This window comes from Faunimonas pinastri (assembly GCF_900110915.1).
GTDB classification, from domain to species: domain Bacteria; phylum Pseudomonadota; class Alphaproteobacteria; order Rhizobiales; family Afifellaceae; genus Faunimonas; species Faunimonas pinastri.
On the sequence record NZ_FOFG01000001.1, the window covers coordinates 421,857 to 433,537 of the forward strand.

Annotated in this window: 8 protein-coding genes; 3 read left to right on the forward strand and 5 right to left on the reverse strand. The window is 68.7% G+C overall.

The genetic code is table 11. The features are described 5' to 3' along the window. Window positions 1-305: 305 nt before the first annotated feature. Window positions 306-821, forward strand: a complete 516-nt coding sequence (locus tag BMY25_RS01960; protein WP_092494894.1) for a GNAT family N-acetyltransferase — start codon at window positions 306-308, stop codon at window positions 819-821. Window positions 822-834: 13 nt separating this feature from the next. Here the strand turns inward: BMY25_RS01960 and BMY25_RS01965 are convergent, their stop codons facing one another. The 5 genes from BMY25_RS01965 to BMY25_RS01985 form a co-directional block, all read right to left on the reverse strand. Beyond that, window positions 835-2,487 carry an MFS transporter gene (locus BMY25_RS01965; protein WP_092494895.1) on the reverse strand — a complete coding sequence of 551 codons (1,653 nt, stop codon included), beginning with the start codon at window positions 2,485-2,487 and terminating at the stop codon, window positions 835-837. 242 nt (window positions 2,488-2,729) lie between these two features. After that, on the reverse strand, window positions 2,730-4,799 hold the full coding sequence (locus tag BMY25_RS01970) for a hypothetical protein (protein ID WP_092494896.1): 2,070 nt from the start codon (window positions 4,797-4,799) through the stop codon (window positions 2,730-2,732). Then, entirely contained in the window at window positions 4,796-7,627 is a 2,832-nt protein-coding gene (locus tag BMY25_RS01975; protein WP_092494897.1) for a DUF4159 domain-containing protein, read from the reverse strand. The genes BMY25_RS01970 and BMY25_RS01975 overlap by 4 nt, the downstream gene beginning before the upstream one ends. Continuing rightward, a complete protein-coding gene (locus BMY25_RS01980; protein ID WP_092494898.1) occupies window positions 7,624-8,562 on the reverse strand; it encodes a DUF58 domain-containing protein in 939 nt (312 codons plus the stop codon). The genes BMY25_RS01975 and BMY25_RS01980 overlap by 4 nt, the downstream gene beginning before the upstream one ends. A 14-nt stretch (window positions 8,563-8,576) precedes the next feature. Next, window positions 8,577-9,581, reverse strand: a complete 1,005-nt coding sequence (locus BMY25_RS01985) for an AAA family ATPase (RefSeq protein ID WP_092494899.1) — start codon at window positions 9,579-9,581, stop codon at window positions 8,577-8,579. Window positions 9,582-9,765: 184 nt separating this feature from the next. Here BMY25_RS01985 and BMY25_RS01990 point away from each other — a divergent pair, with 184 nt between their 5' ends. Beyond that, window positions 9,766-10,449, forward strand: a complete 684-nt coding sequence (locus tag BMY25_RS01990; protein ID WP_092495155.1) for a CoA pyrophosphatase — start codon at window positions 9,766-9,768, stop codon at window positions 10,447-10,449. Beyond that, a complete protein-coding gene (locus BMY25_RS01995) occupies window positions 10,446-11,678 on the forward strand; it encodes a CCA tRNA nucleotidyltransferase (protein WP_092494900.1) in 1,233 nt (410 codons plus the stop codon). The genes BMY25_RS01990 and BMY25_RS01995 overlap by 4 nt, the downstream gene beginning before the upstream one ends. Window positions 11,679-11,681 lie beyond the last annotated feature (3 nt).

An 11,681-nucleotide genomic window follows, 5' to 3' on the forward strand; every position in this document is an offset into this window, starting at 1 on the left:
CGATGATCCGGCGCCCCTGCGCCCTCCCGCTGACCCTTAAGGATCTGCCGCACGCCCGCAACGGCGTGAAGGAAGTGTTCCGCTTTGCTGAACGATGGCCCGCTCGCGCTTGTTCCGCTTGCGGCTGTCCCGCGCGCATGCTAGGCGCCCCGGCATGGTTCTTACCCCCTGCCCAGTTCCGCAGCTTCCAGTCTGGCTGCGACGAGGAGAGCGACGCTCTCGCGCCTTGCGCGCGCCTATCCTCTAGCGGGCCGGACGGATCTTCTCTGGCGCCCGCCTGTTACCCCCGAGCCTCGCGGGACGCCATGACTGACCAGACGCAATTCATCCGGCCTGAGCGGGCCTCCGACATCCCGGCCGTGGAAGCCCTGCAGGCGGCGGCCTTCGGGCCCGGCGCCTACACCCGCGCGGCCTTCCGCGTGCGCGAGCAGGCGGATCACGATCCCGGCCTCTCCTTCGTCGTGGAGCATGACGGCGCCCTCATCGCCTCGGTCTGGCTGACGCCGGTGCGGGTGGGCGCGGACCGCGGCACGCTGCTGGGTCCGCTCGTGGTCCAGCCGGAATACAAGAGCATGGGTTTCGGCCGGGCGCTGATGCACCATTGCCTCGCGGCGGCGAAGCACGCCGGTTGCCCCTTCGTGGTGCTGGTCGGCGACGCGCCCTATTACGGCCAGTTCGGCTTCGTGCCGCTGTCGATCCAGCGGGTGCAGATGCCCGGACCGGTTGATCCCGCCCGCCTGCTGGTCGCGGAGCTGGAGCCGGGCGTGGCCGCGCGGCTCCAGGGAATGGTGGTGGGGGACGCCGAAGGGCGGCCCCGCTGAGGGCGACCCCGATCTAGTCCGTCAGCCGGTTGCGCCGGGTTTCCCGCACGAAGAAGAGGCCGATCACGAAGGTCAGCGCCGCCACGATCACGGGATACCAGAGGCCGGAGTAGATGTTGCCGTTGGCCGCCACGATGGCGAAGGCGACCGGCGGAAGGAACCCGCCGAACCAGCCGAAGCCGATATGGTAGGGCAGCGACATGGACGAATAGCGGATTCGCGTCGGGAACATCTCCACCAGCATCGCCGCCAGCGGCCCGTAGACGATAGTCACGTAGAGCACCAGCACCCAGAGGATGATCGTGGTCATCACCTTGTTCATCTGCGCCGGGTCGGCCTTGGCGGGGTAACCGGCCTTTGTCAAAGCCGCCGTGAGGGTTTGGGTGAAGGCTGCCCCTGTCGCCTTGGAGTCGGGCGCGGTCGCGTCGTAGCTCGGGATCGTCTGGCCGCCGATGTGTATTTCCGCCGCGCCGGCGGGGCCGGACTGGTTGGAATAGGGAATGCCGCTCTTCACCAGCGCCGCCTTGGCGACATCGCAGGGACTGGTGAATTTCGACGTGCCGACGGGATTAAACTGCACGGAACAATCGGAGCGATTGGCGACGATGGTGACCGGCGAGGCCGCTTCGGCGGCGGCGAGCGCCGGGTTGGCCGCGTTGGTCAATGCATGGAAGAGCGGGAAATAGGTCAGCGCGGCCAGGAGGCAGCCCGCCAGGATGATCGGCTTGCGGCCGATCTTGTCGGAGAGCCAGCCGAAGAACAGGAAGAAGGGCGTGGCGAAGAGCAGCGCGATTGCAAGCATCACGTTGGCGCTGACCGCGTCCACCTTCAGCGTCTGCGTCAGGAAGAACAGCGTGTAGAACTGCCCGGCGTACCAGACGACTGCCGAACCGGCGGTCAGGCCCAGGAGGGCGATGATCACCACCTTGAGGTTGCCCCATTCGGCGAAGGATTCCGTCAGCGGCGCCTTCGACTGCTTGCCCTCGGCTTTCAGCTGCCGGAACAGCGGCGATTCATGCAGTTGCATGCGGATCCAGACGGATACGGCGACCAGGATGATGGAAACGAGGAAGGGTATGCGCCAGCCCCAGGTGTCGAAGGCGGCACCGGTCGCGGAGCGGCAGAGCAGGATCACGATCAGCGACAGGAACAGGCCGAAAGTCGCCGTGGTCTGGATCCAGCTCGTCATCAGCCCGCGCTTGTCGCTGCGGGCATGCTCGGCCACGTAGGTTGCCGCGCCACCATACTCGCCGCCGAGCGCCAGCCCCTGAAGGAGGCGCAGCAGCACGAGGATGATCGGGGCGGCCATCCCGATGGAGGCGTAACTTGGGAGAAGGCCGACCAGGAAGGTCGAGAAGCCCATGATCAGGATGGTGACGAGGAAGGTATATTTGCGCCCGACGATGTCGCCGAGCCGGCCGAAGACCAGCGCCCCGAAAGGGCGGACCGCGAAGCCGGCGGCGAAGGCCATCAGCGCGAAGATGAATCCGGCCGTGGGATTGACGCCGGAGAAGAACTGCTTGGAAATCGTCGCCGCAAGCGACCCGTAGAGATAGAAATCGTACCATTCGAACACGGTGCCGAGCGAGGATCCGAAGATCACGCGCCGTGTTTCGCTGGATGTGAGTGTCTTGACCGTGTACCGGTCCGCAGCAAAGTCAGTCATGGCAACCCTCAGGGCATGACCGGCCGTCGCGAGAAATCTCTCGCCCCCTCCGATCGGCGTTTCCTCTTGCGCGTCGCTTCTCGTTATTTCCCGGGCAGGCGGGATGGAAGTCGATCACGCAGCTTCAGCGGCTAAAGCGAGCCGAAGCAGGAGCGCAGGCTAGCATTGCGCCGCCGATTTAAAAGCGAAAATCTTCATCATTACGGGAAGACCCGGATAGCCTCGTCCGGAAAGCTTTGCCCTCAGCGGGATTCGCGGAACCAGAGAGCGGCGAAGGCGCCGAGCAGGATGGCGAGCCCGAGAAGGCCGCTGAAGAGCGGCAGGCGGTCGACACCCTTCAGAACCGAGGCGGCGGAGCGGCGTAGGCCGATCCAGCCGCTGCCGGCGGCCGGCGCATCGGCGGAGACGGTTGAAATGCGGGGCAGGGTCAGCCGACCGTCCTCGGACACGCGGGACACGGAGCCTCCGGTCGCATTGGCGATCGGCCCCAGCTTCGCCGTGTCGCTCAGCACGTCCTGGAATTCGATGGGGTTGGCGGGGCCGACATGGGCGAGTGCGGTCAGCGACCCGTCCTCGGCTCGGTGCAGGCCCAGCGGCGCATTGGGGATGGTGCCGCGCCAGAGGCCGGGTTCCGCCTGTTTCAGCGTTACGGCTTCCGGCTTGCCGGAGGGGTCGGTGACCTTCACCGTTGGGGCTGTGTCGGACAGCGTCTGCCGCTCCACGATAAGGGTGCGGCCGTCGGCCCGGGCCCGCAGCGCTTCCTCTTCGAGGTCCGGCTCCTTCATGAGCCAGTGCAGCACGCGGCGGAGCAGAGCGGCATGGGGCCCGCCGCCTTCGAAGCCGCGCGCCCAGAGCCATTCGTGGTCGGAGAGCAGCATGGCCGCGCGCCCTTCGCCTTCATGCGCGAGCTGAAGCAGCGGCAGATCGTTCGGCCCGGTCATCACGGTCTGGCCGCCGGTCGCCTCGCTGTCGATCAGGCGGAACCAGTGGCTCCATTTTGGCGGATTGGTATCCGAGCCCGGCAGGTCGCGCGTCACCGGATGGCGCCGGCCGATGTCGCTGACCATCGGATAGAAGGGCTGCTCGGTCGTCTCCCCCGTCGGCACGGCCGGCAGCACCGAGCCCAGCGGTGAATTGTAGAGGCTGCCTTCGCCCGCATATTCCGGCCCGGAGGCGACGAGAACGGCTCCGCCCTGGCGCACGTAATTGGCGATGTTGTCGTAATAGCTGACCGGCAGCACGCCGCGTTGCTCGTACCGGTCGAAGACGATCAGGTCGAACTGATCGATCTTCTGGTCGAAGAGCTCGCGGGTGGGGAAGGCGATCAGCGAGAGTTCGTTGATCGGCGTGCCGTCCTGCTTCTCCGGCGGGCGCAGGATTGTGAAGTGGACGAGATCGACGGCCGCATCGGATTTCAGCGCGTTGCGCCACGTCCGCTCGCCCGCATGCGGCTCGCCGGAAACCAGCAGCACGCGGAGATGCTCGCGCACCACGTCCATCTCCGCCACGGCGACATTGTTCTGCGCGGTCAGTTCGCCCGCTTCCGGCTCAACCTCAAGCTCCACGATGGTGTGGCCGGCATGGCGGAGCGGCAGGTCGATGGTCCTGACCTCGCCGACTTCCGCGCGGTCGGTGGCGACCTCAACCCCGTCGACCCGCATCTTCACGGTGAGCGGGGTGCCATCCGGCAGCGCGGAATCGAGCACGGTGTAGTCGATGGATTGCGGCTCGCCGAGGATCGCGAAGCGCGGCGCGCGGCGCAGCACGATGCGGCGGTCCTTGTCGGTCCGTTCGCCCGTTACCAGCGCATGGACCGGCGCGCGGAAGCCGAGCTGGCCGGCATTGGCGGGAATGTCGTGGACCTGCCCGTCCGTGACGAAGATCGCGCCGGATATCTGCTCGGGCGGCACATCGTCCAGCGAGCGCGTCAGCGCGGAAAAGAGCTGCGTGCCTCCGCCGGACTGGCTGTCGCCGACATGGATCTCGCGGAGATTGAAGCCGCCGAGCGCCGCGATGCGCTGCTTGATGCCGGCGACCGCGTCCTGCGTCTGCTTCGTGCGATTGCCGAGCGTCTGGCTGCCACTGTCGTCGACCACGAGCGCGACGACGCCGGGCAGCATGTCACGCTGCTCGCGCTGCGCCACGGGATTGGTGAGCGCCAGCACCAGCAGCGCGCAGGCGAGCCCGCGCAGCCACGCGCCGCGCATCCGCCGCCAGAAGAGCAGCGCGGTGACAACGGCCAGCAGCACGGCCAGAACCGCAATGACCGGCCACGGCAGGACCGGCTCGAAGGAGAGGCTGTAGCCGTTCACTGCCCGAGCCTTTCAAGCAAGGCCGGCACGTGGACCTGGTCGGCCTTGTAGTTGCCCGTCAGAGTGTACATCACGATGTTGACGCCGGCGCGGAATGCCATTTCCCGCTGCCGGGGATCGGCGGGCACGGTCGGATAAAGGAACGTCCCGTCAGCAGAGACGGCCCAGGCGGCCGCCATGTCATTGCCGGTGATAAGGATGGGCGAGACGCCGTCCCCGCCGCGCGCGGGCCGGTTCCGCTGCTGCGGATCGGCGGCAAGAGCCTCCACCCAGAGCGGGGAGGTGTCCCAGCGGCCCGGAAAATCCTGCAGGAGGAAAAAGGTCTTGGTCAGCACGTGGTCGGCGGGCACCGGCTGCAGTGGCGGCACGTTGACGAATTTCAGGATGTCGCGAAGCTTCTGCGTTTCCGGGCTGACCCCGGTCGGCGAGAAGCTGCCGCCATCGCGCGTATCGAAGAGAATGGTGCCGCCGTTCTGCATGAAGGCGTCGATGCGGGCCATGGTTTCCGGCGGCGGCACGGGCGCGTTCGGGTCGATCGGCCAGTAAAGCAGGGAATAAAAGGCGAGTTCGTCGTGCGCGATATCGACTTCGGCGGGTTCGCCCGGCTCCAGCGACGTGCGCTCGCCGAGCACGGTCGTCAGGCCCTGAAGTCCGGCCTTGCTGGTATCGTCGATCTCGGAATTGCCGGTGCGGACATAGGCGAGCCGGGTGGAGAGCGCCGATTGAGGCGCGCCCCCCGGATTGTCCTGCGCCAGCGCCGGGCGACCGGGCGCCAGGGTGAAGAGGCCGGCCAGCAGGAAGAGGGCCACCGCAGCGGCCGCACGCGCCGCGACGGGGCGGCGAAGCCGGCCGGAAAGCAGCAGCACGGCGAGGCCATCGAGGACGGCGAGCACCGCCGCGCCGGCCAGGAGCCACGGCCAGATCGGCTTGTTCTGCTGCGGTTGCAACGTCGCCGTCGCGCCCTGCCATCCCAGCGAGGCGGGCGTCAGCAGCTTCAGCGCAGCGGCATTCTCCACCGTGTTCAGCGCGCGGATCGTACCGGCCTGATCGTAGATGCCGGGCGGGGTTTCCGCCGAGGGCCGCGTGCGGGCGATGTCCGCGACCAGGGTCGCGCCGGGATCGGGCGGGGTGAGGTGGCCGAAGCCGTCCAGCACCTGCACCGGCTTCCACGGTGCGGCCTTGCCCGAGGTGTCGGGCTGCGCGCCGGGGGAAGCGGGTGCGTTGCCCTTGGTCGGCGCGTTGACCTTGCTCATGTCGACCAGCCCGGCTGTATCCACGACCGTGTCGAGCATCTGCACGAAGGAGCCGGAGATCGGCAGGTTGGACCAGCGGGGATCGGCGGTGACGTGGAACAGCACGATGCGGCCGGCGCCGGCACGGCGTGCGGTCACCAGCGGCGTCCCGTCCTTCAGCTCAGCCCAGACCGCCGCGCCCTGCAGCGATTCCGGATCGGCGAGGATCTGGCGCTCGACGCGAACGTCCTGTGGCACGGCGAGGCCGGCGAAAGCGCCGCTGGCCGGGAAGGAGCCGATCGCCTGCGGCTGTTCCCAGGACAGCGAGCCCCCGAAATCGCGCTCGCCTTCGCGCAGGCGGACCGGCAGCAACCTTGCGTCGCTGGCCGAGAGGCGGGGGCTGGCGAAGCGGACGAGCGTGCCGCCGGCCTCGATCCATCGCAGCAGCCTGTCGGTGACCTCAGGCGCGAGATTGCCGATATCGGTCAGCACCAGAATGGAAGCTCCGCGCCCGATCAGCCCATCGACCTCTGCCCCGATATCGTTGCCGGTGGGGTCGAGGATATCGACGTTGGGCGCCAGCGCGCGGCGGACATAGGTGAGCGGGGAAAGCAACGGCTGCGCGTCGTTGTCGCCGGTGCCTTCGACGAGCCCCACGCTCTTGCGCCGCCAGCGATTGTCGAGGAGCTGCACGGCTCCCGCGCTGTCCTCACCGAGGATCGCGAAGCGGGTCACCTCGTTGCGCAGTTCGGCCGGCAGGCGGATCTCGGCTTCGCCATGCAGTCCATCCGTGAAGCGAACAGGCCCATCGAGAATGCGCCGGCCCTCCTTGTCGAAGCCCGCGACCTGCATCGTCTCGCCGCTGGGGGGCAGGGGGACCGTGCGCACGAGCGGCACGCGGATCGCGTCGGCGGCGTTCCGAGGCGGCAGCAGCGCCGTCAGCGGGCGGGAGGATTGAAGGAGCTTCGCGTCGGTGGCGATGCGGTCCAGCGCATCGTGCAGCGCACCCGAGCCCGGCGTGTCCAGCGTGCCGGCGATCCAGAGCAGGCTCGCGGAATGCTCGCCGAATGCCCCGGCGAGCCGTTTCGCCAGAGCGGCGCGATCCGGCAGGAAAGGGCGGGGGCGGAGCGCGGAAAGGCGTCGTTCGGCTTCCGTCGCGGCACCCGGCGTGATGCCCTCGGCACTAGGTTCGGCGCTCGCGACAAGCGCCACCGGGCGGCTGTCGCGCTCGGCTTCCTGGATCGCGGCGCGGGCCGCGTCGAGCCGTTGCTGAAAATCGGGCGCGGCGTCCCAGCCGTTGTCGAGGAGAACGAGAAGCGGCTGCTTGCCGCCCGTGGTAAGCCGCGCTTCGGGCCGGAGCACCGGCTCGGCCAGCGCCGCGATGATCAGTCCGGCCAGCAGCAGGCGCAACGCCGTCAGCCACCAGGGCGTGCGCGCCGGCGTCTGCTCGCGGTCGTCAAGGCCGAGCAGGATGCGGGTCGGCGGAAAGTCGACGCGCCGCGCTTTAGGCGGGGTGACGCGAAGCAGCAACCACAGGAGCGGCAGCGCCGCGAGCGCCGCGAGGATCCAGGGCGACAGGAAGCCGAAGCCCATCATGCGCGGTTCGCCGGGGCTGCACCGGAGCGCGTCAACGGCGTGCCGGACAGGCTGGAATGCAGGAAGAGCAGGCCCTCGGAAGCGGGCCGATCGGTGTGGTGGACGCCGAAGGTGGAGCCGGCCTTGCGGGCGGAAAGCGCGATTTCCCCCCGGTGCGCGGCAAGGCGGGCGATGTAGCGTTCGCGCAGCGATCCCGCGCTTTCCGAAAGCCACAACGCACCGCTTTCCGGATCGCGGAACTCGAAGCGCCCGTCATAGGGGAAGCTTTCCTCCGCCGGATCGGTCACTTGCAGCAGGTGCATGGTCGCGCCGATATCGGCGACGGCCCGGCAACGATTGCGGATCGTGTCGATCTCGGAAAGGCAGTCGCTGACGATCACGAGCTCGGAAAACCGCTTCACCCCACGGATATCGGGCCAGTCGGGCAGGTTTTCCGCGCGCGCGAGTGCGGCCGCGAAACGGTCGGCGGCGTTGCGGCCGAGCTGCGGCTCGACGAGGCCGGGCAGCCCCACTCGCTCGCCGCCGCGCGCCAGCATTTCGGCGGTGGCCAGCATCAGGACCACGGCGCGATCGAGCTTGCTGACGGGAGAGAGGTCGGAGCGGAAATCCATGGAGGGCGACAGATCCGCCCAGAGCCAGACCGTCTGCGAGGCCTCCCATTCGCGCTCGCGCACATAAAGGTGCTGGTCGCGGGCCGAGCGTCGCCAGTCGATGCGGCGGGCGGGCTCGCCCGGCATGTAGGGACGGAACTGCCAGAAGGTCTCGCCCGAGCCTGCGCGGCGGCGGCCATGCACGCCGAGAAGCACGTTGGCCGCCACCCGCCGCGCCGCCACCAGCAGGTCCGGCAGGCGTGCGGCAAGGCTGCGGGCGTCGTCGGCGCGCGCGGTCGTCGGGGAATGTCGGCTGGGGGAGGTGGACAGGCCGGTTGCCGCCATGCGTGTGGGCGTGCCTAGAGGCAGCGCGCCGTGGCGCGGCCGATCAGGTCGCGAACGGTGATCCCCTCGGCGCGCGCGCCGAACGTCACGGCCATGCGATGCTGCAGCACGGGAACGGCGAGGGCCGACACATCGTCCAGCGAGGGGGCGAGACGGCCACCCAGCAACGCGCGGGCGCGGACCGTGAGCATCAGCGCCTGGCTGGCGCGTGGGCCGGGCCCCCAGGCAAGTTCGCTGGCGACCTCCGGTAGCGCCTCGCCCGGACGCAGCGCGCGCACGAGGCGGAGGATCGCTTCCACCACCTGCTCGCCCGCCGGCATCCGACGCACGAAATTCTGGATGCCCAGAAGCTCGGCGCCGTCGAGCGCCTGTTGCGGACGGCTTTCCTCCGCGCCGGTCGTGTCGAAGAGCATGCGGCGTTCGGCGTCGAGATCGGGATAGAGCACGTCGATCTGCATCAGGAAACGATCGAGCTGTGCTTCAGGCAGGGGATAGGTGCCTTCCTGCTCCAGCGGGTTCTGCGTCGCCAGCACGTGGAAGGGCGCGGGCAGATCGTGGCGCGCCCCGGCGACCGTCACATGCCGCTCCTGCATCGCCTGCAGGAGGGCGGACTGGGTGCGCGGGCTGGCGCGGTTGATCTCGTCGGCCATCAGCAGCTGTGCGAAGATCGGGCCGCGCACGAAACGGAAGGAACGCCCGCCGCCCGGCGCTTCCTCGAGGATCTCGGAACCCAGGATGTCGGACGGCATCAGATCCGGCGTGAACTGGACGCGGCCGGTATCGAGGCCGAGCACGATGCCGAGCGTTTCCACCAGCTTGGTCTTGGCAAGGCCGGGCAGGCCGACCAGCAGGCCGTGGCCGCCGGCCAGCACGGTCGTCATCGCGCGCTCGATCACCACATCCTGGCCGTAGATGACCTGGCCGATGGCGGCGCGCGCCGCCTTCAGGGTCGTGGTGATCCGGTCCGCATGCTCGACTGCGGCGTCCGCCGCGGTGATGCTGGGCTCGAATGCGCTCATGAAGTACCCTATTTCCCGGTCGTGCCGTCAGGTGTAGCGCCGATGGCAACTGAGTGCGACCGTTTCATTGTCGTGGCCGATTGTGTCAGCGCGCGGGCAGGGTGAAAAGCGGCAGGCGAGCGAAGGTGCAGGTTTGGAAGCCGGTGACGTGAACGCAAAGGAGGCCGTGCGGCGGGAAGCGGGGATCGCGCGCGCCGCGAAGGCCGGGGAACGACCGCAGGCATCGAGCCCGCAAGACTTTTCGGCCGCCGACTTCCGCCGCCGCGTCGCCGACAGGCTCGCGGATCGCGGCGAGGCGGTGGGCGACCATTCCTTCAATCCCGGCTGGGACGCGGTGTTCCGCGAGATGAAACGTCGGCCTGCCGCCGTGCTGGTGCCGGTGGTGGATCGCGGCGCGGAGGCGACGATCCTGCTGACCCGCCGCACCGCGACCCTGCGCTCCCATGCCGGGCAGATCGCCTTCCCCGGCGGCGGCATCGACGCGACGGACGAGGGGCCGGAGGCGGCGGCGCTGCGCGAGGCGCAGGAGGAGATCGGCCTGTCGCCGGAGTTCGTTGAGCCGCTCGGTCTCGCCGCGGATTATCTCACCGGCTCCGGCTACCGCATCGCTCCGGTGCTGGCGGTGGTGCGGCCGGGCTTCACGCTGACGCTCAACCCGGACGAGGTGGCCGACGTCTTCGAAGTGCCGCTTTCCTTCCTGATGAACCCCGCCAACCATCGCCGCAACAGCCGGGAATGGCAGGGCATGACGCGGTTCTTCTTTGAAATGCCCTATCGGGACTGGCACATCTGGGGCATCACGGCCGGCATCCTGCGCATTCTCTACGAGCGCCTTTATCTCGATCCAGAAGCGGAAAGTTCTTCATGACTGCGCAAACACGCACGGTGCGATCGCTCGCTGATGCCGAGTTCCTGGGCTGGCGCTCCACCCAGGCCGTCTTCTTCGCGCTGGGCACGACCGGCATCGTCCGCGTGGTCGGCGGCTCCGTCCGCAACGCGCTCCTGGGCGAGCCGGTGACCGATATCGACCTCGCAACCGTGCTGCCGCCACAGGAAGTGATCAAGCGCGCCGAGGCCGCAGGGCTGAAGGCGGTGCCCACCGGCCTCGACCATGGCACGGTGACGGTCGTGGCCTTCGGCCGTCCATTCGAGGTGACGACCTTGCGCGCCGACGTGGAAACCGACGGCCGCCATGCGGTGGTGCGCTTCACCACCGACTGGGCGGAGGACGCGGCGCGGCGGGACTTCACCATGAACGCGCTCTACTGCGATCACGACGGTGAACTGTTCGATCCGCTCGGCGGCTACGACGACCTCGTCGCCCGGCAGATCCGCTTCATCGGCGATGCCGAGGATCGCATCCGCGAGGATTACCTGCGCATTCTCCGGTTCTTCCGCTTCTTCGCCTGGTACGGTCACGGCCGGCCTGATGCGGAGGGCCTGAAGGCTTCCGCGCGGCTGAAGGGCGGCATCGCGACGCTTTCCGCCGAGCGCATCTGGGCGGAGATGAAGCGCCTCATGGGGGCGCCCGATCCGACGCGCGCCATGCTGTGGATGCGCACCACCGAGGTGCTGCAGCGCGCTCTGCCGGAAAGCTGGGGCATCGACGCACTGCACGGGATGGTCGAGGCGGAAAAGGCGGAAGGCTGGATCGCCGATCCGCTGCTTCGGCTGGAATCGATCCTGCCGCCGCATCGCGCCCGGATCGATGCACTGGCGCAGCGCCTGCGGCTTTCCCGGGGCGAGCAGGAGCGGCTGCTCGACTGGGCCGACGCGGAGACGGCCGCCCCCGATCTCTCCGAAGCCGAGCTTGCCCGCCAGCTCTACGGCACGAGCCGCAACGGCGTGGTCGATCGCCTGAAGCTGGCGCTCGCTTCGGAGCGGGCGAAGGGTAACGAGGCTTCCGTGGAAGGATTTCGCCGGCAATTGAACACGGCGGAGGACTGGCAGAAGCCGGTGTTTCCCGTCACGGGCAAGGACCTGCTGGCGCGAGGCGTGAAGCCCGGCCCGGAGATGGGGGAGCGTCTCAGGGAGATGGAGCGGCGCTGGATCGACAGCGAGTTCACACTTGACCGGGATACGCTGCTCGGAGCCTGAGGA

Excerpts from the sequence above, each read along its gene's own strand:
- BMY25_RS01975 (WP_092494897.1), bottom strand. The coding sequence starts at position 7,627 with ATGATGGGCTTCGGCTTCCTGTCGCCCTGGATCCTCGCGGCGCTCGCG.
- BMY25_RS01980 (WP_092494898.1), bottom strand. The coding sequence starts at position 8,562 with ATGGCGGCAACCGGCCTGTCCACCTCCCCCAGCCGACATTCCCCGACG.
- BMY25_RS01985 (WP_092494899.1), bottom strand. The coding sequence starts at position 9,581 with ATGAGCGCATTCGAGCCCAGCATCACCGCGGCGGACGCCGCAGTCGAG.
- BMY25_RS01960 (WP_092494894.1), top strand. The coding sequence starts at position 306 with ATGACTGACCAGACGCAATTCATCCGGCCTGAGCGGGCCTCCGACATC.
- BMY25_RS01995 (WP_092494900.1), top strand. The coding sequence starts at position 10,446 with ATGACTGCGCAAACACGCACGGTGCGATCGCTCGCTGATGCCGAGTTC.
- BMY25_RS01965 (WP_092494895.1), bottom strand. The coding sequence starts at position 2,487 with ATGACTGACTTTGCTGCGGACCGGTACACGGTCAAGACACTCACATCC.